Source organism: Paraburkholderia sp. TE9906 (genome assembly GCF_056279605.1).
Genome location: NZ_JBWCCT010000003.1, coordinates 279,512 through 303,182, shown reverse-complemented (window position 1 = coordinate 303,182; position 23,671 = coordinate 279,512). Strand labels below are relative to the sequence as shown.

The following is a 23,671-nucleotide window of genomic DNA, read 5'->3' as shown; positions in this document are numbered from 1 at the left end:
GCGCGTTGTTTCTCGCTCATGCAAAAGAGAAAGGCCTGTTGCGACTGTTGTCGCAACAGGCCTTTCTTCTGCCTTGATCCGGCGCACTGAATGCGCCGGATCATTAAGGCTCAACGTGGTGAATTCTTCAACGAATCGCGGATTTCGCGCAGCAGCAGCACATCTTCCGGCGTCGGCGGCGGCTCTGCCGGTGCGGCCGCAGCCGGCTTGCGCAGATTGTTGATGAACTTGACCATCAGGAAAATGATGAAGGCGAGAATGATGAAGTTGATGAGCACGGTGATGAACGAGCCATAACCGATCACCGCGACACCCGCCGTCTGCAGGTCTTTATACGAAGTGGGATTGCCGTGATAAGTGGGCGGAATCTCGCCGAGGCGAATGAACATATTGGAGAAATCGAGACCGCCCGTGGCAATCCCGACGATCGGCATGATCAGGTCTTTGACAATTGAATTAACGATGGTGGAAAAAGCGCCGCCGATAATCACGCCGACCGCGAGATCCATTACGTTGCCCTTGAGGGCGAATTCCTTGAATTCCTTGATCATGCTCATAGAGGTTCCTCCCGGATATCAATAGCCGCATGATACCAACCTGAGAAGGATAGGCCAGTGTTTTGGGCCGGCCTGCGCCGGCGAATGTTTCTATTGAGGAAACTGCGACTCGCTATGGCGCGCACGTTCGAGATGCGCGGCGAAACTGACCGGGTCGGTATTGGTGCCGCACAGCAGCACGCCCACGCGTTTGCCCTGCAACTGCTCGCGCAGCGGCCCGAGCAACGCTGCGGTCGCCGCCGCGCACGCCGGTTCCACCGCCAGCTTCAGTTGTTCGAAGAGGATCAGCATGGCCGCGCGCAACTGGTCGTCGGAAACGGTCACCAACTGGTCGATGTGACGGCGGCACAACTCGTAGCTGTATTCCTCGGTATGCGGCGACATCAGCGAATCGGCAATGCTGTGCATGTGGCCCATCTTGACCGTGTGATTGGCGGCAAAACTCTTGCTCATCACATCCGAGCCTTCGGGTTCGACACCGTACACATGCACATTGGGATTGGCGAGCCGCATGGCGGTGGAGACGCCGGCGGCAAGACCGCCGCCGCCGACCGGCACGATCACCGCTTCGAGGTCGGGCGTTTGCGTGGCCCATTCGTAGCCGAGCGTGGCCGAGCCCAGCACCGTGCGATAACCGTTGAACGGATGCACGAAATAGCGGCCCTCTTCGGCTTCGATACGGCGCACCAGTTCGAACGCCTCGGCAATATCTTCCGCGAACACGATGTCGGCGCGATATTGCCGGCACAACGCAATACGCGCCGGATTGGCCGCGCGAAACAGCACGACCTTGGCGCTGATGCCCAGACGCATGGCCGCATACGCGAGCGCTACCGCGTGATTGCCGCCCGACACGCACGTGACGCCCGCGCTGCGTTGGGTTTCGTCGAGCGCGAGCAGGTTCGTGAACGCGCCGCGCGCCTTGAAGCTGCCACCCGCCTGCAGCAGTTCGAACTTGAAATTCACCACCGTGCGTTCCAGCGATGAAAAGTCGAGCCGGTCGAACACCGGCGTTCGCATGACCCACGGCGTCAACGCAAAATGCTGTGTGGCGATGTCGTCGAGCGTAGGGATCGGCTCGCCGTCGATCGTGTGGTCGGTGTGCTGCGGCGTGGCGGTTGACATGGCGGGAGCGTGTTGTCCTCGATGAGAGTAAGACCGGTTTGATGCAGTAACCGTTCCGCCGCGCGCCGTTTCAGTGAGCGTCGACCGACATGCTGCGGACGAATTTCTGCAGGAAGCGCTCGCAGGCCACCAGCTGGTCCAGCGCGACGAATTCGTTGGCCTTGTGCGCCTGCTGGATGTCGCCGGGGCCGCACACGATGCTCGGAATGCCCGCCAGCGAAAACAACCCCGCTTCGGTGCCGTAAGCGACTTTGCGCTTGTCCTGATCGGCGGTCAGCGCGCGCACGAGCTGCGTGATCGCCGCTTGTTCAGATGAATCGAGGCCGGGCGCCGCGGCGATCTTCGTGATCTCGATGGCCGCCGACGGATGTTCGCGCAGCATCTTCGGCAACAGCGTTTCACGGGCGTATTGATCGATGCGCGCGAAGATCGGTTCGGGATCGAGCGTGGGCAGATTACGGAATTCGAACTGGAACTTGCATTCGGCCGGCACCGTGTTGATCGCGTTGCCGCCGCTGATCGTGCTGGTTTGCGCGGTGGTGAAGGGCACGTCGTACAGTTCGTCGAACGGACCTTGCTCGCGGAACTGATCGGCCATGTCGCGGATGTAGCAGATCAGACGGGCGGCGTACTCGATCGCGTTCAAGCCCTTCGGCGTCAGCGACGAATGCGCCGCCTGGCCGCGCACGCAGCACTGGTACGCGTTGATGCCCTTGTGCGCCACGATCGGGCGCATGCTGGTCGGCTCGCCGACGATGCAGCCGTCCGGCTTCACGCCGCGCTTCATCAGGTCGGCGATCAGGAGCGGGGCGCCTGCGCAGCCCACTTCCTCGTCGAACGACAGCGCGAAGTGAATCGGTTTGGCGAGCTTCGCGCGCTGCATCTCCGGTACGAGCGCGAGCGCCGCGCCGATGAAGCCCTTCATGTCGCAAGTGCCGCGGCCATACAGCTTGTCGCCGCGAATTTCCGGCTTGAACGGATCGCTGTCCCATTGCTGGCCGTCCACCGGCACGACGTCGGTATGACCCGATAGCACCACGCCGCCATTCGTTTCGCCATCATGCGCGGGGATCGTGGCGAACAGGTTCGCCCATTTGCCGCCGCGTTCGTCGTGCGTGAGCGTGGCTTCGATACCGGCGGCGCGCAGTTCGTCGCGCACGGTTTCGATCAGGCCGAAATTCGGATTGCGGCTGACCGTGTCCATCGACACGAGACGGGTGACCCAGGGCAGCGAAACGGGAGAGGAATCTGAAGCGGAGGTGGGCGATTGCGAGGACTGCGCCGATTCAGCGACATGAGACATGACAAGACTCCAGCATTTGAGTCTTTCGATCATACCCAAAAAAAATGCGCCCGTATGCTGCGGCGGCCATTGGCGCACCGCAGCATGAGCATAAAAGCGCAGCACGCCCCCCCGTTTTCTGACGCGCGACGCTAACGGGGAGGTGTGCGGGAGCCGCGTGGCCGACTCAACGCGCGGCGGCAGCGGGCGCCGTGCCGCGGCTCGGCGCGCCGAGCGCGCGCAGGGTCTCCTTGACCGTCGCGACCCGCACCGCGAGATCGGGGCTGCGCGTTTCGATACGCAGCTTGTCCTGCCCTGCGAGCTTGATGTGCTTGTGCTTCTGAACCATCTCGATGATCCGCATCGCGTCGATCGGCGGATTCGGGATGAACTGCAAGCCGATCACCGCTTCGCCCGCATCGATCTTCGAAATGCCGAGCGGCTTCGCGGCGAGCCGAAGACGATGCGTCTCCACGAGCGCATGCGCTTGCGGCGGCAACTTGCCGAAGCGGTCGATCAGCTCTTCCTGGATGCCGTCGATCGAGTCGCTGAGTTCGCAGTTGGCAAGGCGCTTGTAAAGCGATAGACGTTCCTGCACATCGCCGCAATAGTCGGCCGGCAGAATGGCCGGCGCGTGCAGATTGATCTCGGTGGTCGCGGCGAGCGGCGCGGTGAGGTCGGGCTCCTTGCCTTCCTTGAGCGCCTTCACCGCGTCGTTCAACATGTCGGTGTAGAGCTGGAAACCGATCTCGTGAATCTCGCCCGACTGCTTGTCGCCGAGCACTTCGCCGGTGCCGCGAATTTCGAGGTCGTGCATCGCCAGATAGAAGCCCGAACCGAGTTCCTCCATCTGCTGGATCGCTTCGAGCCGGCGCTGCGCCTGCTTGGTGAGCCCTTGCGGATCATGCACGAGCAGATACGAATACGCCTGGTGATGCGAGCGGCCCACGCGCCCACGCAACTGGTGCAACTGCGCGAGGCCGAACTTGTCGGAGCGATGAATCAGGATCGTGTTGGCGCTCGGCACGTCGATGCCGGTTTCGATGATCGTCGTACACAGCAGCACGTTCGCGCGCTGGGCGACGAAGTCGCGCATCACGCGTTCGAGTTCGCGTTCATGCATCTGACCGTGCGCGACCGCGATGCGCGCTTCGGGCACGAGCGCTTCGAGCATGTGCCGGCGGTTCTCGATGGTTTCGACCTCGTTGTGCAGGAAGTAGACCTGGCCGCCGCGCTTCAGCTCGCGCAGCATCGCTTCGCGAATCACGCTGTCTTCCTCGCGACGCACGAAGGTTTTGATCGCGAGACGCTTTTGCGGCGCGGTCGCGATGACCGAAAAATCGCGCAGCCCTTCGAGCGCCATGCCGAGGGTACGCGGGATCGGCGTGGCGGTCAGCGTGAGCACGTCCACTTCCGCGCGCAGCGCCTTGAGCGCCTCTTTCTGGCGCACGCCGAAACGGTGTTCCTCGTCGATGATCACGAGCCCGAGCCGCTTGAACTGCACGTCCGAGGACAGCAGCTTGTGCGTGCCGATCACGATGTCGACCGTGCCTTCGTTGATCTGCTGGATCGCGGCGTTGACTTCCTTGGTCGACTTGAAGCGCGACAACTCCGCGATGCGCACCGGCCAGTCGGAGAAGCGGTCGGTGAAGGTCTGCGTATGCTGTTCGGCGAGCAGCGTGGTAGGCGAGAGCAGCGCCACCTGCTTGCCGCCCATCACCGCGATGAACGCCGCGCGCAAGGCCACTTCGGTCTTGCCGAAGCCGACGTCGCCGCAGACGAGGCGATCCATCGGCTTGCCGCTCGTCATGTCGCCGATCACGGCAGCGATCGCGGCGGCCTGGTCAGGCGTTTCCTCGAAGCCGAAGCTCTCGGCGAACTTCACGTAGTCCTTCGGTTCGAGCGGGAACGCATGGCCCGAACGCGCGGCGCGGCGCGCGTACAGATTGAGCAGCTCGGCCGCGGTGTCGCGAATCTGCTGCGCGGCCTTGCGTTTGGCCTTTTCCCACTGGCCCGAGCCGAGCGCGTGCAGCGGGGCGCTTTCCGGATCGGCGCCGCTGTAGCGCGAGATCACGTGCAATTGCGCGACCGGCACGTAGAGCTTGCTGTCACCCGAGTATTCGAGGTGCAGGAACTCGGTCTCGCCTTCGCCGAGGTCCATCGTGACGAGACCCATATAGCGGCCGATACCGTGCTGCGAATGCACGACGGGGTCGCCCACTTTCAGCTCGGACAGATCGCGCACCATCGAATCGACGTTGCTCGCCTGTTCCTGGCGGCGGCGCCCCGAGCGCCGCGCGAGCGGCCCGTACAACTCGGTCTCGGTGATGATCGCAATGCCGTCGGCCGGCACGGCGAAGCCGTTGGCGAGCGGCGCGACGCCTAACGAAAAATGCGCGTCGCCGAGCAGCCAGTCCTGGAAGCTGTCGCTCGAGGCGGGCTTCAGATGGTTGTCGGCCAGCAACTGCAGCAGCGTTTCGCGCCGGCCCGCCGACTCCGCCGCGAACAGCACGCGATTCGGCGTGGTGTCGAGATACGCGCGTAAGGCCAGCACCGGATCGTCCGCATGACGGTCGATCGCGAGATTCGGCAACGGGGTGGACCAGCCGCCGCCCGCGTTGGCGGGCAGCGCGAGCCGCGCGAACGGCTTGGCGAACGCGAAGAAATCTTCGTCCGACAGGAACAGCCGCTCCGGCTCGAGGATCGGCCGGTCGCGGTCATGCGACAGGAAGTTGTAGCGCTGCTTCGTGTCGTTCGTGAAGCGCCGGATGGCGGCGTCGAGATCGCCGACGAACGCCAGTTGCGCGCCTTGCGGCAGGTAGTGGAACAGTGTCGCCGTCTCGTCGAAGAAGAGCGGCAGATAGTATTCGATGCCCGCCGACGGCACGCCGTTGCCGATGTCCTTATAGATCGACGCGCGGCTCGGATCGCCCTCGAAGGTCTCGCGCCAGCGGCTGCGGAAAGCGGTGCGCGCGGCTTCGTCGAACGGGAATTCGCGGCCTGGCAGCAAGCGCACGTCCTTCACCGGATAGAGGCTGCGCTGCGTGTCCGGATCGAACGCGCGAATCGAGTCGACCTGATCGTCGAACAGGTCGATCCGGTAAGGCAGCGGCGAGCCCATCGGATAGAGGTCGAGCAGCGAGCCGCGCACGCAATACTCGCCGGGCCGCACGACCTGGCTCACGTGCTCGTAGCCGGCGAGCGTCAGTTGCGCCTTGAGTTTCGCTTCGTCGAGACGCTCGCCTTGCGAGAAGGAGAACGTATAGGCCGCGAGGAACGAGGCGGGCGGCATCCGGTACAGCGCCGTGGTGGCGGGCACCAGCAGGATGTCGCAGCGGCCTTCGCCGAGATCGTGCAGCGTGGCGAGGCGCTCGGAGACGAGGTCCTGGTGCGGCGAAAAGGTATCGTAAGGCAGCGTTTCCCAATCGGGCAGCAGACGCACCCGCGCCTCGGGCGCGAAAAAGCCGATTTCCTGCGACAGACGCTGCGCATCGACAGCGCTTTCGCACACGACCGCCAGCAGTGGCACCTTCTCGCGCCAGGCGAGATGGTAGCGGGCGATCAGCAGCGCGTCGGACGAGCCGTGCGTGCCGTCGAAGACGAAACGCTGGCCGGCCTTGACGAGCGCGACGGGCGGGGAGGACTGCAATGATGCGGCGATGTCTGGCATAGAAGAGAAAAAGCGGCCTCGGGCTCACACGGACGGCCAAGTTTACGCGCCTCGGGGCGTGGATGCGAAGCACCTATTATAAAATCCGTCCTTTACTTTAACCTCGCGGCATCCGCACTCGTGACTTCCCGTCTATTTGCCCTGATTCCGTGCGCAGGCACCGGCAGCCGTTCCGGCGCCGCGATGCCCAAACAATATCGCACTGTCGCCGGTCGCGACATGTTGCATTACTCGCTCGCCGCGTTCGACGCGTGCAGCGAGTTTGCGCAAACCCTGGTCGTGATCGCGCCCGACGACCAGCACTTCGACGCCCGCCGCTTCGGCGGCTTGCGCTTCGCGGTGCGCCGCTCGGGCGGTGCGTCGCGCCAGGCGTCGGTGCTGAACGGCCTGCATGCGCTCGCCGAGTTCGGCGCGCGCGACGACGACTGGGTGCTGGTGCACGATGCGGCGCGCCCGGGCATCACGCCCGCGCTGATCCGCACGCTGATCGGCTCGCTGAAGGACGACCCGGTGGGCGGCATCATGGCGTTGCCGGTGGCCGATACGCTGAAGCGGATCGACACCGCGTCCGCCGATGGCCGCATCGGCCGCACCGAGCCGCGCGACGGCTTGTGGCAGGCGCAGACGCCGCAGATGTTCCGCATCGGTATGTTGCGTGAAGCGATCCTGCGCGCGCAGGCCGACGGTCACGATCTCACCGACGAAGCGAGCGCGATCGAATGGCTCGGGCATGCGCCGAAGCTGGTACAAGGCAGCTTGCGAAACTTCAAGGTGACCTATCCGGAAGATTTCGACCTGGCCGAGGCGATTCTGAGCCGGCCTGCGGCTTCGTGAGTGATTTCAATTTTTGCTGGCGGACTTTGAGGACTTGACGCATATGGATTTGAGAATTGGGCAAGGGTACGACGTGCATGCGCTGGTGCCGGGGCGTCCGTTGATTATCGGCGGCGTGACGATCCCTTATGAGCGCGGCCTGCTCGGCCATTCGGACGCGGACGTGCTGCTGCATGCGATTACCGACGCGCTGTTCGGTGCTGCCGCGCTGGGCGATATCGGCCGCCATTTCTCCGACACTGACGCGAAGTTCGCCGGCGCGGACAGCCGCGTGCTGTTGCGCGAGTGCGTCGCCCGCGTGAAGGCGGCGGGTTTTGCGATTGCCAACGTGGACAGCAGCGTGGTTGCTCAGGCGCCGAAGCTGGCGCCTCATATCGAAGGCATGCGCGCGAACATCGCCGCCGATCTCGGTCTGCCGGTCGAGCGGGTCAATGTCAAGGCGAAGACCAACGAGAAGCTCGGCTACCTCGGCAGAAGCGAGGGGATTGAAGCGCAAGCCGTGGCGCTGCTGGTCAAGAACTGATCCGGGTGAACGGCCTTCGCGCGAGCGCGCTTGCGGGCGAACGAAGGCTACCCACATCATCCGGTCACATGACGCGCGCGTGGCGACCCTAGCCGCGCACCGCGCGGTCAACCCGCTATTTGCCCTCTGCGCCCTCGGCGGCAATGCACTGCGCAGCCGCGTTGATCACCGCCGCAATACGGCCCACGTCGCGCAATTGCGTGGAACTCATGCCCTCGGCGACCAGCGTATCGAAGTGCGACTTCACGCAAAAATGGCATTTGCCGATAATCGAAGCCGCCAACGCATACATCTCGAAACGCCGCTTGTCCACGCCGCCGTGCGACGCATAAGCGTTCATCCGTAACTGCGCCGGTTGCGATTTAATATCCGCGCTCTGCGTCATCTCGACGTACGGGTACCAGACGTTGTTCATGCCCATCAGCGCAGCGGCCGTCAGCGCGCCCTAGGTTTCTTCCGGCGACAACACGCCGGCATGGCGGATCGCGTCGACGATCAGCGTGCTTTTGGCGGCAAACGCCGCCGCCAGCGCAACGCCGACCGCATCGTTGCCTTCGAGCGACGAGCGGGCAATCGTCCCGTCGAGATTCAGCCGGATGTCTTTCGCGTAGTCGGGCACGCGTGCCTTGATCGAAGCCAGGAATTCCATGGCATCTCCTGTCGAACTGTCGATAAAAAACCCGTTGCCTGTTCAAGCCCGGCGGGTTTTTGACGGCACGGCTTAAAGCGTTGCACCGCCGACTGCGCGGTTGCAAGGACACAGTTCATCCGTTTGCAGGCCGTCGAGAAGACGCAGTACTTCTTCCGGATTACGGCCGACGTTCAGGTTGTTCACCGACACGTGCTGGATCGTATTGTCCGGATCGACGATGAAGGTGGCGCGCAGCGCGACGCCCGCTTCCTTGTCGCGCACGCCGAGCTGGTCGATCAGTTCGCCCTTCACGTCGCCGAACGAATAGTGATTCAGCTTGCTCAGGTCCTTGTGTTCGCGGCGCCAGGCCAGTTTCACGAATTCGTTGTCGACGCTGCCGCCCATCAACACAGCGTCGCGCTCTTCGAAATCGCCGGCAAACTTGCCGAACTCGACGATCTCTGTCGGACACACGAACGTGAAATCCTTCGGGTAGAAATAGATGATTTTCCACTTGCCCGGGAACGACTGCTCCGTGATTTCTTCGAACGCCGACGCGCCGTTTTCTTCATGGTGGTTGAAGCCCGGCTTGGCAGCGGTGACGGTGAACGCTTCGACTTTATCGCCAACGGTTTTCATGCGAGTGCTCCTTCGTGGGTTGGAAAAAACAGCATGTTGAGGCTAGCAACTCGTTGCAACGAGCGCGTTACACCGTCCCACTATATTTCTATAAAAATATGGGCCTAATAGTTTTTTCTACCGATCTGGATAGTTATTATTCAACGCGTCAACAGCGTTGCAGAGAAGGGGGGCGCCCGTTTTGTTCAGACGCCTTTGGCGAGCGGAAACTCGATCGTGACTTCGAGGCCGGGCCCTGGCGTGCGATTGCGTAAGCGCAGCGCACCGCGATAGCGGCCCACGAGGCGCTGAACGATCGCCATGCCGAGGCCCGTGCCGTTGGCCTGGGTGCGCGCCGAATTCACCCGGTAGAACGGCCGGGTGACAAGCGCCAACTGATCTTCAGGAATGCCGGGACCTTCGTCGACCACTGACAGTTCGACCCGCGAATGCGACACCCGCGTTTCCAGAATGACGTGCGGGACGCCGTCGCCGTCGCTCAGGCCGTATTTGCGCGCGTTCTCCAGCAGATTGCCGACGACGCGCCGCATATCGGTTTCGTCGGCCTCGATCACCGCCGACGGCGCGAGCCGCGTGATCAGGCGCATGCTGTCCTCGCTCTGCATGCGCGCAGCCAGTTCGCTGGCGATCACGGACAGGTCAACCGGCTCCGGCACGCGCTGCACCGGGCGCGCGTAATCGAGGAAGCGGCCGATGATCATATCCATCTGCTCGATGTCGTCGACCATCGCGTCTTTCGTGTTCTGGTCCGACGGGCTCATTTCGGTTTCGAGCCGCAACCGCGCGAGCGGCGTGCGCAGATCGTGCGAGATGCCCGCGAGCATCAGCGCGCGGTCGGCCTCGAGCTGTTCGAGGTCCTGCACCATCTGGTTGAAACTGCGGTTGGTTTCAGCGGCCACGCCCATGCCGCGCTCAGGCAGCGGCTCGGGCGACTGGCCCGAGCCGACTTTACGCGCGGCCATCGCGAGCCGGGCGAATGGCCGGTTCACGAGACTCGTGATGAAGGCCGCGCCGAACAGCGACAGCGCCAGCGCGAACACGCCCCAGCCGGCCCATTGCAGACCGGTCGCGTTGTCGAGCTGATCACGGTCGAGCGCGACCCAGTAGTCGTCGTCGTCGATCTTGAAGCTGATCCACACGCCGTTGATGTCGTTCACGCTTTGCGCGATGACGGTGTCGTCGCCGAGGCGCCCGCGGATGTCGTGTTCGATCAGGCGGTTCAGCGATTCGTCGGGCTGGAGTTTGTATTTGTCGGTCGCTTCGCGCGGATACACGCGCACCCCTTCATTGCTTTCCAGATCCTGCAGCAGCGCGCGCCGCAGGTCGGGATCGGAATAGAGGAGTGCGGTGCGCGTGAGCTTGACGATCGCGACGAGCTGCAACGCCACGCGCTGTGCGCGCGGCTCGCGTTCGATCACGCGGAAGCTCTGGAACCACGCGGCGAGACTGACTGCGATCAACAGCGCGATCAACAGGAAGGTCCGCCAGAAAAGGCCGCCGAACGCGAGCGTCAGGAGGCGCCGGTCGATCCGCATGGGCCCTTCTTATCTGAAATCAGAGACAGGAAACTGAAACAAACTCAGGCCGCACCGTCGGGGATGAAGACGTAGCCCAGACCCCACACGGTCTGAATGAAACGTGGGCTGCCCGGATCGGGTTCGATCAGCTTGCGCAGACGCGAGATCTGCACGTCGAGACTGCGGTCGAAGACTTCGTATTCACGGCCGCGCGCGAGTTCCATCAGCTTTTCACGCGACAGCGGCTGGCGCGGATGACGCGCGAACACCTTGAGCACCGAGAACTCACCCGTGGTCAGCGGAATTTCCTGGCCGGCCTTGGTGAGCGTGCGGGTGGCGAGATTCAGCGCGAACTCGCCGAACTCGAACACTTCGGTCGTTTCGGACGGCGCGCCCGGCAATTCCGAGGGCGACTGGCGGCGCAGCACCGCGTGAATGCGCGCGACCAGCTCGCGCGGATTGAACGGCTTGGGCAGATAGTCGTCAGCGCCCATTTCGAGGCCGACGATACGATCGACGTCTTCACCCTTGGCCGTCAGCATGATGATCGGCGTACGGTCGTTGCTGCCGCGCAGGCGGCGGCAGATCGACAGGCCGTCCTCGCCGGGCAGCATCAGATCGAGCACCAGCAGATCGAAGCGCTCACGTACCCAGAGCTTGTTCATCGACGGCGCGTTCTCGGCGACGTAGACGTTGAAGCCCTGTTCGCCGAGATAGCGGCGCAGCAGATCGCGCAGACGTGGATCGTCATCGACGACGAGGATTTTCGAAGGGTTTTTGGTTTCCATGGTCGGCATCTTAGCGCGATTAGAAAGTGGTGCGCGGTTGCATCGTTTACGGGGTTACAGTCAGTTACAAAATTTACCCGCACTGTGGCACGACGTAAAGCGCGGGCAGGTAGACTCCTTTACTGAATGCGGCTGTTCGGTGGATACTTCACCCGACCACAACTCTCGCACCCGGCTCGTTACCGGGGTTTGTATACGCATTTGAGGTAGCCGGTTGCCGCGCCACGAAGGGAACAACATGAAAGGAGGGGTTTGGCCGAATGTGCGCCTGAGCGTCATTGCACTGGCGGTTGCCGGTACGCTTGCAGGCTCACTGGGCCCAACGCCCGCCCATGCCCAGCCTTCCGCCGGCAGAGCTGCGAGTGAACACGCGCCCAGGCCCGGGAACGCGCGGACCAATCGCCGCAGTAGCCCGAATGCCGATCGCCCCGCGTCAGACATCATGTTGCGCACTGCAGTTCCCCCCGATCTTGATCAGCGTCGTCGTGATGGCCATATGACGCCCGACGAACGGCGCCTGCTGCGGCAGCACATCGAAGATGCTGTGCGTGAACTGTATAAGCGGTAGCTTTTTTCGTGCCCGCTCGTGGCACACAGGTCGCGCAGCCTCGCCGCGTGAAGAAAAAATCTCGTTGTCCCTCCCATCCCATTGAGCAATTTGCGTCTCCTCTGCTTTTGAGCAGCGAGGAGTGATCTGCGTGCGCCTGTGCGGAGACTTTTTTCCTGCGCCGTCAATCAGGATGATTGCTGGGGCTTGCCGGGGTGGGGCCGTCGCGGGTGCCGATGAGCAGCATGTCGAATGGCAGCCTGCGCGTGCGCAGCGTTACGAAACATTACGCTCGGCCTGTGTGCGAAAGCCGACGAACACGCCGTCGATGCGGCTCTCAAATAGCCGTTTCACGCTGAGGTTTGGGAAAGCCAGTCTGCATGACGGCGCAAGCCATTGTGCCGGGATGCCGAGGCGGCTCGATGACTCCGCCCATCGCAAGAGCAAGCTCACGTGAGAACTTCTCCCGTAGCATTCAAGCTCATCGGATTGTCGATACTCGAAGTTCGCGGGCGAACAACGCATCGTCCAGGATGGAGAAGCGGCCGTCGTTGGAACGCACAGAGCGCGAGCCGGCCAAGGTGGCGTACGCTTCGATGTCGCGAGCCTCACTCCCGCCTTGCAACACTACGCCGATGGCGAACTGGGGGTCGCAGATTAATCAGTCGTTGCAGCGCATGGTGTTGCCGCTCCCGACAGTCGTCGTGATGACGACCCGTTCGACTGCGTGCGCCTCGCTGGACGTATCGACGCAGACACGACCCGCGCCATACCAATAGAACGAGGGTAATAATGAAACGACGCAGCTTTCTGTCGATCGGCGCAGCTTCCGGCGCGACGCTCTGGTTGCCGCGTTCGTTCGGCGCGCAGACGATGGCGGCTGGCATATCCCAAAGCCGTGGGTACGACAATCTCCTGATCCTCATCGAGTTGAAAGGCGGCAACGACGGTTTGAATACCGTAATTCCGTTTGCCGATCCCACTTACTACACGCTGCGCAGGAACATCGGCATCAAGCGCGAGCAGGCGATTCAACTCGATGAGCATACCGCGCTGCATCCTTCGTTGCGGCCGCTGCTCCCGCTTTGGCGCGGCCGGCAGCTGGCAATCGTGCAGGGCGTCGGCTATGCGCAGCCGAACGTCTCGCATTTCCGATCGACCGAAATCTGGGACACCGCGTCGCGCTCCGACCAGTATCTGCGCGAAGGCTGGTTGACACGCGCGTTCGCCCAAATGCCGGTGCCCGCCGGCTTTGCCGCAGATGGTGTGGTGATCGGCAGCGCCGAACAGGGCCCGCTCGCGCACGGTGCACGTGTTCTCTCTCTGCCCAATCCGGCACAGTTCGTCGACGTGACGTGGCCCGCGACGCTGGGGTCGCCGCAGACGCGTCTTCACAACAACGTCGGGAACAGTATCCCGAAAGCCGCCTATCGCCTGCGTCCCACGCAGGGTCATGCGCAATTGAAGACGAAGTTTCCCGACGGCGCATTCGGTAGTTCGATCAGAACGGCGATGCAAATGTTCGCCACTCGCGATGCGCCGAAGGAACTCCCCTTTGCGAACACCGCGCGCGACTCGACGAAAAGCGGGCAGGGTGTCGCAGTCATCCGCCTGACGCTGAGTGGTTTCGATACGCACCAGAACCAGCCGGCTCAGCAGGCCGCCTTGCTCAGGCAACTCGGGGAAGGGCTGTCCGCGATGAAGTCGGCGCTCGTCGAGCTCGGCCGCTGGGAGAGCACGCTGGTGATGACTTATGCCGAGTTCGGGCGTTGTCCGCGAGAGAACGAGAGCAGGGGCACCGAGCACGGCACCGTCGCACCGCATTTCGTGATGGGCGGACGTGTGCGGGGCGGCTTGTACGGCATGCCGCCCGCCCTCGCACGGCTCGACGGCAACGGCAATTTGCCGCTCGGCGTCGATTTTCGGCAACTCTATGCAACCGTGCTGGGCTCCTGGTGGGGGCTCGATGCATCGGCGATATTGCAACAGCGGTTCGAGCCCTTGCCGCTATTGAACGTTTGATGGTGAATCGAGCGCGATGGCGATGCTTTCGACGATTGATCGCCTGAGCGTCCAGCTGCGCGAAGTGGAGCCAAACAGTACCGGGCGGCGTACCGTGCCGCGTCGGCCGGTCGCTTCTATTTCGCGCGCCACGCAATCCAGAGTTTGCGGATCGGCGTCAATGCGATGCGTTGATGCAGAACGTGATAACCGTCGCGTTCGATTTCATCCAGCAGGGCCAACGCGAGCGCCGCCAATGCAAGCAGCGTGCGCTGCGCGCGGCGCTCGTGCGCGGGCACCGCGGCGAGCGCGGTTTGCAGCGCGGCGCGCGCGCGGCCGGTTTCGAAGCGCATCAGCTCGGTGAACGCGTCACTGTATTTCCGGTTGATCAGATCGGCTGCGGTGACGTTGAAGCGCTGCATTTCGTCGATCGGAATATAGATGCGGCCGTGCCGCGCGTCGTTGCCGGTTTCGGCGACGAACTGCGCGAGCGTCAGCGCCTCGCCTAGCGGCGCCGACCAGGCCGGTGCCTGCGTGGCGTCCTTCGCCGTCGTGCGTGCCACCAGCGACGCAAAGGTGCCCCCCACGCTTTGCATATAACGCCGCAGATTCGGATAGTCGAGGTAACGCGCCTGGTCGAGATCGATTTCGAAACCGGCGAGCAATGCCTGCAGCGCCGGATATGCCACCTTCACGTCGGGCAGATAGGCGGCCAGCGCCTTGGAAACCGGATGCGAGGGCGAACCCGAAGACAGCGCGGCGATCTCGTTTTGCCACCATGCGAGCTTCGTGCGGCCGATGGTCGGGTCGCTGGTTTCCTTGACCGTTTCCTCGAACTCGCGGCGCAATGCGAACAGCGCCGTCAACAATGGCTGACTTGCTGTGGGCGCCTGCCGAAGCGCATAGTAAGTGCTCGATCCGGGCGGCGCCGCTTTCTGCTGGCAATATTCGTCGAAATTCACTGGATTGGAAATGTGGGCAAGGGCAGGCGAAGAAGGGCACGGCGTGCCTGCGTCAAGCCGGAAATTCTAGCATCGGCGCCGCTTCTACAGACACCGGACAGATGCAGACAAGCGCGAATCAATCGGTTAGAATCTCGCGCTTACGCTTTCGGGCGCGTGTTTCTGGCGCGGCCGAAAGCAGGCAGGACATCGGGCAGGGCGCTTGGCGGCGTGCCCGGCTGCGAGGGTGGCGAAATTGGTAGACGCACCAGGTTTAGGTCCTGACGCCCGCAAGGGTGTAGGGGTTCGAGTCCCCTCCCTCGCACCATTTATCTGTAGCGAAAAACCCCGTTAAGTCGTTGGACTGACGGGGTTTTTTGTTTCTGGTCCGGCTCTGGCGCGCAGCTCGGACAGAGTCTGCCCGACATCGCTTCAGGCGCCCGGCGTGTCTGATTGCGCCGGTGCGCCCGGCAGTTCCGCCTGCGCTGCGCCTTCGAGGAAACGGCGGGTCGATTCGAAAGCCTGCAGCATCTGATCCGGCCACGGCGTCTGCAGCATGACCGCCTGATGGTTTTCGAATGCCGACGACAACAGTTTTACCAATTCGGGCGAGCGAAGATGATGCAGCAGTACGCTGACCGCGATCGCCGTCGCCTGGCTCGCGCCGGCGGTCTGGAGTTCCGAAGCGGTGAGGGCTGCGACCTGTTTGTTGATGTCCACTGAAACTTCCTTGGATGAAAAGTGGGGGGTGAAGGCTCGGTGGCCGGTGCCGAATTTTGACATGGTTGCCGGGGTGTCGCGAATTCGGCGGGATGGCCGCGCGGGTTGTGCAGTATCGCGGCATGGGGGCGCCGGTTCGCGGCCGGCGGATGTCACCTCGACGCACGCAGGCGTCAGTTTAGGTATTCTCGATGGTCTGTGTATTACGTCGATCACGTGGAGGATGAGCCGGACGTTCTGCCTCGCTGGCGGTGCGCTCAGACGGCAATCGTCGTCTTCCTTTCGCTGTCTGACCTGTCTGGTTATCTACCCGTTTCACTCCCGAGCAGTGGTCCTGGAAACTGAACAATGACGCATGCTTTGAGACTGACCGGCTGGTGCTTTGCAATCGCCGCTGCGTGGCTGCCGCCGCCCGCAGCCGCGGCCGACCATTTCGCGCAACGTTTTGCGCTCCAGCTCGAAGACGGCGCCGCGTCCTACAGCGTGACGCTGCCGGCGGCGGTCTATGCGGCCAGCCAGCGCAACGACCTCGGTGACGTGCGCGTATTCAACGGCGCCGGCGAAGCGGTGCCGTACTCGCTCGACGCGCCGCGCGAACCCGCGCGCCCTGCGCCGGCTCTGCGTGCCGTGAGCTGGTTTCCCGTGCCGCGGGCCGCGGCAGGCGGCAACGGCGCACCGGTCGGGGTAGCGATGGCGGCCGATGGCTCGTTGCGCGCGACCTCGGCGCCACCGCCGCGCGCCCAGCATGACGTAGATCTGATCGATACCGGGCGCGCGCCGCGATCTGGGCAAGTCGTCGCGCTGCGCGTGCATCTGCGTGACGACAACTACCAGGGCCGCGTGAGCATCGAGTCGAGCGACGATTTGCGTCACTGGCAACCCGCGGGCGATGAACAGCTGCTGAAGGTCAACTACAACGGCAGCCTGCTGAGTCAGGACCGCATCGAACTGGACGGCGCCCACGCGCGTTACCTGCGACTGCGCTGGCTCGATGGCGCGCCGTATGTCGAGTCGATGGACGCGGAAGTGCAGACGGGCATCGCCGGACCGGCGCGACGGGGCGACGCGCAGCGCGAATGGCGCGAAGGCATCGTCGCTCACGCGGGTCCGAGAGCCGGCGAGTATTTCTTCACGACAGGCGGCCCATATCCGGTAGACCGTTTGCGCGTGATCCTGCCGCAGCCCAATATGGTGGCGCCTGCCGTCGTGTACTCGCGAGCCGGACTGGACGCGCCTTGGCGCGAGGTCTCCCGTGCGATGCTGTTCCGCTTGCATAACGGCGCGGTGGAACAGAACAATCCATCGCTCGAATTGAAGCCGGACACAGATCGTCAATGGCGGGTGGTGGTCGATGCGCGCAATGGCGGACTGGGCGGCGGCAGTTTGACCGTTGCTGCAGGCTGGCAGCCGGCGACACTGAGTTTTGCCGCGCGCGGGGCCGCACCGTTCGTGCTCATGGTGGGAAGCGCGGCTGCGTCATCGGCGGCGGTGGGGCGGGACGAGTTGCTGGCGGGCGCGTCGTCGACAGTGGCGAGGGCGCGTCTGGGTGATGTACTGCTGCCCGTTGCGCAAGGCACGAGTGCGGGCTCGTCGGTGGTCAGCGATCCGGATGTGCGGCGCCGCTATCTGTCGTGGCTGGCTTTAGTGCTGGCCGTGAGTTCGCTCGGAATGATCGTGTGGTGGCTCGCGCGCGTCGCGCAGTCACGCGAGCGGAAAGTGGCGGCTGATGTGCCCGCCGCGCCCGGCGTGACAAGCTCCGCGGTGGATGATGCGGGAATCGTTCGCAATGCGAATCTCGAAGGGCCGGACGGGGAGAAAAGGTGATTGGGCGGGTGGATGAGGGTGGCCGCCACGCAGTCAAGCGAATGGAGCAGAGTTGAGCGCTGCGGCGAATCAACCCGCGCAGAGCGAGCCGTATGCAAGGCAGATCATCGCAGGGCACGTGCCGTCCATTCACGCTCCACCGCTTACGCCACGCGCTCTATCATCGTCTCGATGATCTTGTCGAGCGCGTCGCCGAACGCGGCCTTTTCCCGCTCGTCGAGACAATCGAACATATCGTCGTTCCATTTGCGCGCGATCGGCATCACCTTCCTGTACAGCGCGCGGCCCTCCGGTGTCAGCGACACCAGCACCACGCGGCCGTCTTCGGCGCTCGGCCGGCGCTGCACGAGTCCTTGCCGGATCATCGCTTCGGCCGCGCGGCTCGCCTGGCTTTTGTCGAGATTGGCATGCCTCGCCAGCTCCATGATGGAGAATGGTCCGAACGAACCCACCGATGCAATCACCCGCGCTTCCGGCAAGGTCACGCCGAGCTTCGCCTGATAGCGCTCGCTGATGCCACGCTCCGCGAGTTTGTTCAGCACGTGGAGACGATACGTGAGGAACTGTTCGAGCCCGGCTTTGGCGGAGTCCTTCATGGTGATCCCGTGGTGAGTGGAGCGGTCGCGGCGCTGTGATTGTTGCCGCAACCGTTCCGCCGGTCAACGCGAGCCGTATTTGAGGCGCGTCAGTTGTTCGGCCTCGTCGGCGAGCAGGCGTGCCGCATCGCGAATCGCGACGTCGAGCGTAATCGGCCCGGGTGCCGGAGAGAAGCAGCCGCTGAAGTATTCGGCGAGACGCGGCAACGCGGCGGAGTCGACCCCTCCGGAGAGCAGCGTGGCGGGCACGCCGGCCGCGCGCGCATGACCGCACGCGATAAAAGGCGCTTTGCCGTGTAGCGTCTGCACGTCCGAACGGCCTTCGCCGGTGATCAGCCAGTTCGCGCCTTCGAGCGCCGCATCGAGGCCGATCTGCCGCGCGACCGTTTCCGCGCCCGGCTCGAACTGCGCGCCGAGCATATGCAGCGCGAAGCCGAGGCCGCCGGCCGCGCCCGCACCGGGCTGATCGCGCGCCACGCGTCCGAGCGCGGCCTCGAGCAGGTCGGCAAAGCGGGTGAGGCCGGCGTCGATCGGCGCAATCTGGTCGTGCTTGACGCCTTTTTGCGGACCGAACACGGCTGTCGCGCCGTGCTCGCCGGTGAGCGGGTTATCCACGTCCGACATGCCCACGAACTGCGTGTCCGCGAGCCGGGCGTCGAGTTGCGAGACGTCGAGGCGCGCAACGCGCGCCAACTGTTCGGGTGTGCCCTCGAGCTCGTTGCCTTGCGCATCGAATAGCCTCAGGCCGAGGCCTGTTAGCAGGCCGGCGCCGCCGTCGTTCGTGCTGCTCCCGCCGAGCGCGACGAAAAAGCGCCGCACGCCGGCGTCGAGCAGCGCGCGAATGGCTTCGCCCATGCCGCGCGTGCTGCGAGCTTCGACGGGCACGCCCATCCCGACCGGATCCGTAATGCCGACGATTTCCGCCGTCTCGATGATCGCGCTGCCGTCCGCGAGCAGGCCCGTCAGCGCTTCGCGCAGCGGGCCGGCCGCGCCGCACACGCTCAGCTTGCGGCGTTCGCCGCCGCTCGTGAGCATGGCGTCGAGGGTGCCTTCGCCGCCGTCGGCCATCGGGCAGATGCGCACGCTGGCATCGGGGCGGGCGCGCAGGATGCCGGATGCGATCGCCTGCGCGACCTGCTCCGCGCTAAGCGAGCCTTTGAAGGAGTCGGGGGCAATGACGACGACAGGCGAGGACGGCGAGTTCGGCATGGTGTCTCTAAATGGTTGGAATTGTTGCGAGGGCGGGGAAATGAAGCGATGCGGACGCAGCCCCGAGCGCGTTCGTTAGCTTATCAGCATGGGCGGGCCGACTGAATATGTCGAAAGGCATAGCCGGGATCGTCCGTCGTGGCGCGCGTTGAGTGTGCAATGGTTGCCGGTTGCCGCTGCCAGCCAGTACGCCGCAACGCCACCGAATCGGAATCGTTTACCCAAGGCGAATCGGGAGATTCGCAATCGACGCGACCACCCGCTCGTGCCGCGTTACCTTCGCTCAGCCGACGACGCAGGTGCGGAGAAATATGCCTGCGAGCGTGCGCCAGGATGACGGAAGCGGCACGCCACCCGCACCGAAACCGTGCCGAAACAGCCCGGAAAGCCCCCGGAATGCCGATAAAAACGCGCGCATTCATCGAATCCCGGCTAGGTGCGCAAATAGTTTGCTAAAATATTCGGCTCTTTGGACCCAACCGTGCTGCCGGCGGCCTGCAAGCCCGCGGCGCAGGCGCGCAATCGATGCTAAACGACGCAAACGCGACATCGAAAAGCGGCACGGAGAAGATAACTGATTCGCTCGAATAATTTTAGGACGATTGAAGCCATGGCTAACGTTGTTGAGAACCTCGGCAAGCTCGAACGCCGCGTAACGATTTCCCTGCCGAAGGACGCCGTGCAGAAGGAAGTGGACTCGCGTATCCGTCAACTCGCGAAGAACGTGCGCATGCCGGGTTTCCGCCCGGGCAAGGTGCCGCTCAAGATGGTGACGCAACAGTATTCGGGCCAGGTGGAAGCCGAAGTGCTGAGCGACAAGGTCGGCAAGGAGTTCTTCGACATCAGCCGCACCGAGAACCTGCGCGTTGCCGGTCAGCCGAGCTTCGCGCCGAAGGCCGACGCGGTCGAAGGCGACTACGCGTTCGATGCGACCTTCGAGGTGTACCCGGAAGTGCAGCTGGGCGACGTCGCCACGGCTGAGATCGAGCGCACCACGACCACCATCAGCGAAGCGGAAATCGACCGCACGCTGGAAATCCTGCGCAAGCAGCGCGTGCACTTCCACGCTCGCGGCGAAGCCGGCGAGCATGGCGACGGCGGCGCGGATACGGCGGCGAAAGACGGCGACCGCGTGACGGTCGACTTCGTCGGCAAGATCGACGGTGAAGTGTTCCAGGGCGGCAGCGCGGAAGACTTCGCGTTCGTGCTGGGCGAAGGCCGCATGCTGCCGGAATTCGAAAAGGCGGCGCAAGGCCTGAAGGTCGGCGAGACGAAGGAATTCGATCTGGCGTTCCCTGAGGACTACCACGGCAAGGACGTGGCGGGCAAAACGGCGCAATTCACGATCACGATGAAGAAGATCGAATGGCCGCACCTGCCGGAAATCGACGCTGACTTCGCGAAGTCGCTCGGTATCGAAGACGGCGATCAGACCAAGATGCGCGCAGAGATCAAGGACAACCTCGAACGCGAAGCGAAGCGCCGCACGCAAGCCATCGTCAAGAACCAGGTGATGGACGCACTGCTGAAGATTTCGGAACTCGACGTGCCGAACGCGCTGATCGAACAGGACCAGGAACGCCTCGTCGCAATGGCGCACCAGGATCTGGAGCAACGCGGCGTGCCGAACGCCAAAGACGCGCCGATCCCGGCCGCCATGTTCAAGGAACAAGCCGAGCGCCGCGTCAAGCTGGGCCTCGTGCTGGCCGAGCTGGTCAAGGCCAACGAGCTGCAAGCCAAGCCGGAGCAGATTCGCGCCGAAGTCGACGAATTCGCGAAAAGCTACGAAGACCCGAAGGAAGTCGTCCGCTGGTATTATTCCAACCAGCAACGTCTTGCTGAAATGGAAGCGTACGTCGTTGAAGCCAACGTCGTCGAATTCGTGCTCAGCAAGGCCAAGGTGACGGACAAGGAAGTGAGCTTCGAAGAACTGGCAAGCGCAACGGCGCAAGCGTAAGCGTCGCTGCAACGGCGTGCCGGCTGTCGGAGTGACGGCCCGCACGCCGTTTTTTTGTGCTGTGACTGTGCATTGCGTTGTGTCGCGCAACGCGTTTGCGCTGATCGCGCACTTGAATACGGGCTCGTCGCACACCACCTGTCCAGCATCTGATATTTAGAATATTTCCAGACAAGGATCCATTGCATGACCTTTCGCGCTCAAATGCTGGACACGTTGACCTCCCAGTCGTCCCGGGATCTCGAAGCGCAGGCGCTCGGACTGGTGCCGATCGTCGTGGAAACGAGCGGCCGGGGCGAGCGCTCGTATGACATCTATTCGCGTCTGCTCAAGGAACGCATCGTGTTCCTGGTCGGTGAAGTGAACGACCAGACGGCGAATCTCGTCGTGGCACAGATGCTGTTTCTGGAGAGCGAGAATCCGGACAAAGACATCAGCTTCTACATCAACAGCCCGGGCGGTTCGGTGTCGGCCGGCATGGCGATCTACGATACGATGCAGTTCATCAAGCCGGACGTCTCCACGCTGTGCATGGGTCTCGCGGCGAGCATGGGTGCGTTCCTGCTGGCGGCGGGCGCGAAGGGCAAGCGGTTTGCGCTGCCGAATTCGCGCGTGATGATTCACCAGCCGTTGGGCGGTGCGCGCGGTCAGGCGTCGGACATCGAGATCCAGGCGCGCGAAATTCTGTATTTGAAGGAGCGGTTGAACCATCTGCTCGCGCACCATACGGGCCAGCCCGTCGAACGTATTGCGCGCGACACCGATCGTGACAACTTCATGTCCGGTGACGACGCGCAAGCTTACGGTCTGGTTGACCAGGTCGCACACAAGCGTCCTTGATCTGGTGCGGTTTTGCCCGTAATTGGGGCAAAACCGCCATCGGATCGATTGTGAAATAATCAAGACCCGTCCGAGCGCCTGCGGCAAGCGCCGTCACCTTGGCTCAAGTTCCCTGCGGTGCGGCCCACTGCGAGGCAGGGGGCAAACGGCGTATCATGTAATTGAGTGTCCGGAGGCTCACACATCTATGGCGGACAAGAAAAGTTCTAACAGCGAAAAGCTGTTGTATTGCTCGTTTTGCGGCAAGAGCCAGCATGAAGTCAAGAAACTGATTGCCGGCCCGTCGGTATTCATCTGCGATGAATGTATCGACCTGTGCAACGAAATCATTCGCGACGAGGCTGCCGGCGCGGGCATCGAAGCGGGCTTGTCGAAGTCCGATCTGCCGAGTCCGCAGGAAATCCGTGAGATTCTCGACCAGTACGTGATCGGTCAGGAACGCGCGAAGAAGATTCTCGCGGTCGCGGTGTACAACCACTACAAGCGCCTCAAGCATCTCGACAAGAAGGATGAGATCGAGCTGTCCAAGAGCAACATCCTGCTGATCGGTCCGACCGGTTCCGGCAAGACGCTGCTCGCGCAGACGCTCGCGCGCCTTCTGAACGTCCCGTTCGTGATTGCCGATGCAACCACGCTGACGGAAGCCGGCTATGTCGGCGAGGACGTCGAGAACATCATCCAGAAGCTGCTGCAGAACTGCAATTACGAAGTCGACAAGGCTCAGCGCGGCATCGTCTATATCGACGAGATCGACAAGATCAGCCGCAAGTCCGACAACCCGTCGATCACCCGCGATGTGTCGGGCGAAGGTGTGCAGCAGGCTTTGCTGAAGCTAGTCGAGGGCACGATGGCGTCGGTGCCGCCGCAGGGTGGTCGCAAGCATCCGAATCAGGACTTCATCCAGGTCGACACCACCAACATTCTGTTCATTTGCGGTGGCGCATTCGACGGGCTCGAGAAGGTCATTGTCGATCGTACCGAGAAGACCGGTATTGGTTTCGGCGCGAGCGTGAAGAGCAAGCAGGACCGTGACGCCGGCGAAGTGCTGCGCGAAGTGGAGCCGGAAGATCTGATCAAGTTCGGCCTGATTCCTGAGCTGATTGGCCGTCTGCCTGTGGTCGCCACGCTCGGCAAGCTCGATGAAGCGGCGCTGATGAAAATCCTCGTCGAACCGAAGAACGCATTGGTGAAGCAGTACCACAAGCTGTTCAACATGGAGCGCGTCGAGTTGGAAATCCGTCCGGGTGCGTTGCAGGCTGTGGCGCGGAAAGCCATCCGTCGCAAGACAGGGGCGCGTGGTTTGCGCTCCATCCTGGAACAGGCGTTGCTTGACGTGATGTACGACCTGCCGCAAATGAAAGGCGTTAGCAAGGTCATCATCGACGATAACGTGATTGACGGCGACGGCAAACCGCTACTGATCTACGAAGACGCGCCCAAGGTCGCGGGTTCGAACTGATCGGCTTTCGG

The 23,671-nt window shown here is 63.1% G+C and carries 19 protein-coding genes, 1 tRNA gene and 1 pseudogene; 9 read left to right on the top strand and 12 right to left on the bottom strand.

The window, feature by feature from the left end; translation table 11 throughout:
* Positions 1 to 110: 110 nt before the first annotated feature.
* The 4 genes from mscL to mfd all read right to left on the bottom strand — a co-directional run bounded on the left by mscL (position 111) and on the right by mfd (position 6,634).
* Entirely contained in the window at positions 111 to 557 is a 447-nt protein-coding gene (mscL, locus tag ACZ9H4_RS09135; protein WP_408142426.1) for a large conductance mechanosensitive channel protein MscL, read from the bottom strand.
* A gap of 90 nt (positions 558 to 647) precedes the next feature.
* Positions 648 to 1,682, bottom strand: coding sequence for a threonine/serine dehydratase (locus ACZ9H4_RS09130; protein ID WP_408142424.1), 1,035 nt, complete (start codon positions 1,680 to 1,682; stop codon positions 648 to 650).
* Positions 1,683 to 1,752: 70 nt separating this feature from the next.
* A complete protein-coding gene (gene argE / locus ACZ9H4_RS09125; RefSeq protein WP_408142422.1) occupies positions 1,753 to 2,985 on the bottom strand; it encodes an acetylornithine deacetylase in 1,233 nt (410 codons plus the stop codon).
* Between the two features lie 166 nt (positions 2,986 to 3,151).
* The gene (gene mfd, locus ACZ9H4_RS09120; RefSeq protein WP_408324323.1) at positions 3,152 to 6,634 is read right to left on the bottom strand and encodes a transcription-repair coupling factor; all 3,483 of its coding nucleotides are present in this window, start codon (positions 6,632 to 6,634) and stop codon (positions 3,152 to 3,154) included.
* Between the two features lie 120 nt (positions 6,635 to 6,754).
* On the opposite strand from mfd, the gene ispD reads away from it, so the two are divergent.
* On the top strand, positions 6,755 to 7,468 hold the full coding sequence (gene ispD, locus ACZ9H4_RS09115; protein WP_476118844.1) for a 2-C-methyl-D-erythritol 4-phosphate cytidylyltransferase: 714 nt from the start codon (positions 6,755 to 6,757) through the stop codon (positions 7,466 to 7,468).
* Between the two features lie 43 nt (positions 7,469 to 7,511).
* Positions 7,512 to 7,991, top strand: a complete 480-nt coding sequence (ispF, locus tag ACZ9H4_RS09110; protein ID WP_408142417.1) for a 2-C-methyl-D-erythritol 2,4-cyclodiphosphate synthase — start codon at positions 7,512 to 7,514, stop codon at positions 7,989 to 7,991.
* Positions 7,992 to 8,106: 115 nt separating this feature from the next.
* Here the strand turns inward: ispF and ACZ9H4_RS09105 are convergent.
* From ACZ9H4_RS09105 to ompR, 4 genes and pseudogenes are all read right to left on the bottom strand, one after another.
* A pseudogene (locus tag ACZ9H4_RS09105) lies at positions 8,107 to 8,640 on the bottom strand (carboxymuconolactone decarboxylase family protein).
* A 72-nt stretch (positions 8,641 to 8,712) separates the two neighbouring features.
* Positions 8,713 to 9,261: a peroxiredoxin gene (locus ACZ9H4_RS09100; protein WP_408152587.1), complete on the bottom strand. Its 549-nt coding sequence runs from the start codon at positions 9,259 to 9,261 to the stop codon at positions 8,713 to 8,715.
* A 185-nt stretch (positions 9,262 to 9,446) separates the two neighbouring features.
* Positions 9,447 to 10,796, bottom strand: coding sequence for an ATP-binding protein (locus ACZ9H4_RS09095; protein WP_408142411.1), 1,350 nt, complete (start codon positions 10,794 to 10,796; stop codon positions 9,447 to 9,449).
* Between the two features lie 44 nt (positions 10,797 to 10,840).
* On the bottom strand, positions 10,841 to 11,575 hold the full coding sequence (gene ompR / locus ACZ9H4_RS09090; RefSeq protein ID WP_006048917.1) for an osmolarity response regulator transcription factor OmpR: 735 nt from the start codon (positions 11,573 to 11,575) through the stop codon (positions 10,841 to 10,843).
* Between the two features lie 229 nt (positions 11,576 to 11,804).
* On the opposite strand from ompR, the gene ACZ9H4_RS09085 reads away from it, so the two are divergent.
* Positions 11,805 to 12,134 (top strand): hypothetical protein, encoded by a 330-nt coding sequence (locus ACZ9H4_RS09085; RefSeq protein ID WP_476118843.1) that lies wholly within the window; start codon positions 11,805 to 11,807, stop codon positions 12,132 to 12,134.
* A gap of 771 nt (positions 12,135 to 12,905) precedes the next feature.
* Complete coding sequence (locus ACZ9H4_RS09080) at positions 12,906 to 14,135, top strand: DUF1501 domain-containing protein (protein ID WP_408324326.1); 1,230 nt, start codon at positions 12,906 to 12,908, stop codon at positions 14,133 to 14,135.
* Between the two features lie 116 nt (positions 14,136 to 14,251).
* Here the strand turns inward: ACZ9H4_RS09080 and ACZ9H4_RS09075 are convergent, their stop codons facing one another.
* The gene (locus ACZ9H4_RS09075) at positions 14,252 to 15,076 is read right to left on the bottom strand and encodes a squalene/phytoene synthase family protein (protein WP_476118842.1); all 825 of its coding nucleotides are present in this window, start codon (positions 15,074 to 15,076) and stop codon (positions 14,252 to 14,254) included.
* A gap of 220 nt (positions 15,077 to 15,296) precedes the next feature.
* On the opposite strand from ACZ9H4_RS09075, the gene ACZ9H4_RS09070 reads away from it, so the two are divergent.
* Positions 15,297 to 15,383 (top strand) — tRNA-Leu (locus tag ACZ9H4_RS09070).
* Positions 15,384 to 15,487: 104 nt separating this feature from the next.
* Here the strand turns inward: ACZ9H4_RS09070 and ACZ9H4_RS09065 are convergent.
* Positions 15,488 to 15,775 carry a hypothetical protein gene (locus tag ACZ9H4_RS09065; RefSeq protein ID WP_476119031.1) on the bottom strand — a complete coding sequence of 96 codons (288 nt, stop codon included), beginning with the start codon at positions 15,773 to 15,775 and terminating at the stop codon, positions 15,488 to 15,490.
* Positions 15,776 to 16,123: 348 nt separating this feature from the next.
* Here ACZ9H4_RS09065 and ACZ9H4_RS09060 point away from each other — a divergent pair, with 348 nt between their 5' ends.
* Positions 16,124 to 17,599, top strand: coding sequence for a DUF3999 domain-containing protein (locus ACZ9H4_RS09060; protein ID WP_476118841.1), 1,476 nt, complete (start codon positions 16,124 to 16,126; stop codon positions 17,597 to 17,599).
* A gap of 143 nt (positions 17,600 to 17,742) precedes the next feature.
* Here ACZ9H4_RS09060 and ACZ9H4_RS09055 read toward each other — a convergent pair whose 3' ends face one another.
* Both ACZ9H4_RS09055 and ACZ9H4_RS09050 read right to left on the bottom strand, forming a co-directional pair.
* Positions 17,743 to 18,195 carry a MarR family winged helix-turn-helix transcriptional regulator gene (locus tag ACZ9H4_RS09055; RefSeq protein WP_408142400.1) on the bottom strand — a complete coding sequence of 151 codons (453 nt, stop codon included), beginning with the start codon at positions 18,193 to 18,195 and terminating at the stop codon, positions 17,743 to 17,745.
* Positions 18,196 to 18,258: 63 nt separating this feature from the next.
* Positions 18,259 to 19,404, bottom strand: a complete 1,146-nt coding sequence (locus tag ACZ9H4_RS09050; protein ID WP_476118839.1) for a glycerate kinase — start codon at positions 19,402 to 19,404, stop codon at positions 18,259 to 18,261.
* A 610-nt stretch (positions 19,405 to 20,014) separates the two neighbouring features.
* Here ACZ9H4_RS09050 and tig point away from each other — a divergent pair.
* The 3 genes from tig to clpX all read left to right on the top strand — a co-directional run bounded on the left by tig (position 20,015) and on the right by clpX (position 23,660).
* Positions 20,015 to 21,361 (top strand): trigger factor, encoded by a 1,347-nt coding sequence (gene tig / locus ACZ9H4_RS09045; protein WP_476118838.1) that lies wholly within the window; start codon positions 20,015 to 20,017, stop codon positions 21,359 to 21,361.
* 186 nt (positions 21,362 to 21,547) lie between these two features.
* The gene (clpP, locus tag ACZ9H4_RS09040) at positions 21,548 to 22,201 is read left to right on the top strand and encodes an ATP-dependent Clp endopeptidase proteolytic subunit ClpP (RefSeq protein ID WP_007182010.1); all 654 of its coding nucleotides are present in this window, start codon (positions 21,548 to 21,550) and stop codon (positions 22,199 to 22,201) included.
* A 187-nt stretch (positions 22,202 to 22,388) separates the two neighbouring features.
* Positions 22,389 to 23,660: an ATP-dependent Clp protease ATP-binding subunit ClpX gene (gene clpX / locus ACZ9H4_RS09035; protein ID WP_121318261.1), complete on the top strand. Its 1,272-nt coding sequence runs from the start codon at positions 22,389 to 22,391 to the stop codon at positions 23,658 to 23,660.
* Positions 23,661 to 23,671 lie beyond the last annotated feature (11 nt).

What these genes read in the sequence shown, in the direction of transcription:
- ACZ9H4_RS09085 (WP_476118843.1), top strand. Translation starts at nt 11,805, where the DNA reads ATGAAAGGAGGGGTTTGGCCGAATGTGCGCCTGAGCGTCATTGCACTG.
- argE (WP_408142422.1), bottom strand. Translation starts at nt 2,985, where the DNA reads ATGTCTCATGTCGCTGAATCGGCGCAGTCCTCGCAATCGCCCACCTCC.
- ACZ9H4_RS09095 (WP_408142411.1), bottom strand. Translation starts at nt 10,796, where the DNA reads ATGCGGATCGACCGGCGCCTCCTGACGCTCGCGTTCGGCGGCCTTTTC.
- ACZ9H4_RS09130 (WP_408142424.1), bottom strand. Translation starts at nt 1,682, where the DNA reads ATGTCAACCGCCACGCCGCAGCACACCGACCACACGATCGACGGCGAG.
- mfd (WP_408324323.1), bottom strand. Translation starts at nt 6,634, where the DNA reads ATGCCAGACATCGCCGCATCATTGCAGTCCTCCCCGCCCGTCGCGCTC.
- ACZ9H4_RS09060 (WP_476118841.1), top strand. Translation starts at nt 16,124, where the DNA reads ATGACGCATGCTTTGAGACTGACCGGCTGGTGCTTTGCAATCGCCGCT.
- tig (WP_476118838.1), top strand. Translation starts at nt 20,015, where the DNA reads ATGGCTAACGTTGTTGAGAACCTCGGCAAGCTCGAACGCCGCGTAACG.
- ACZ9H4_RS09050 (WP_476118839.1), bottom strand. Translation starts at nt 19,404, where the DNA reads ATGCCGAACTCGCCGTCCTCGCCTGTCGTCGTCATTGCCCCCGACTCC.
- ispF (WP_408142417.1), top strand. Translation starts at nt 7,512, where the DNA reads ATGGATTTGAGAATTGGGCAAGGGTACGACGTGCATGCGCTGGTGCCG.
- ACZ9H4_RS09080 (WP_408324326.1), top strand. Translation starts at nt 12,906, where the DNA reads ATGAAACGACGCAGCTTTCTGTCGATCGGCGCAGCTTCCGGCGCGACG.
- clpX (WP_121318261.1), top strand. Translation starts at nt 22,389, where the DNA reads ATGGCGGACAAGAAAAGTTCTAACAGCGAAAAGCTGTTGTATTGCTCG.
- mscL (WP_408142426.1), bottom strand. Translation starts at nt 557, where the DNA reads ATGAGCATGATCAAGGAATTCAAGGAATTCGCCCTCAAGGGCAACGTA.
- ompR (WP_006048917.1), bottom strand. Translation starts at nt 11,575, where the DNA reads ATGCCGACCATGGAAACCAAAAACCCTTCGAAAATCCTCGTCGTCGAT.
- ACZ9H4_RS09100 (WP_408152587.1), bottom strand. Translation starts at nt 9,261, where the DNA reads ATGAAAACCGTTGGCGATAAAGTCGAAGCGTTCACCGTCACCGCTGCC.
- clpP (WP_007182010.1), top strand. Translation starts at nt 21,548, where the DNA reads ATGACCTTTCGCGCTCAAATGCTGGACACGTTGACCTCCCAGTCGTCC.
- ACZ9H4_RS09055 (WP_408142400.1), bottom strand. Translation starts at nt 18,195, where the DNA reads ATGAAGGACTCCGCCAAAGCCGGGCTCGAACAGTTCCTCACGTATCGT.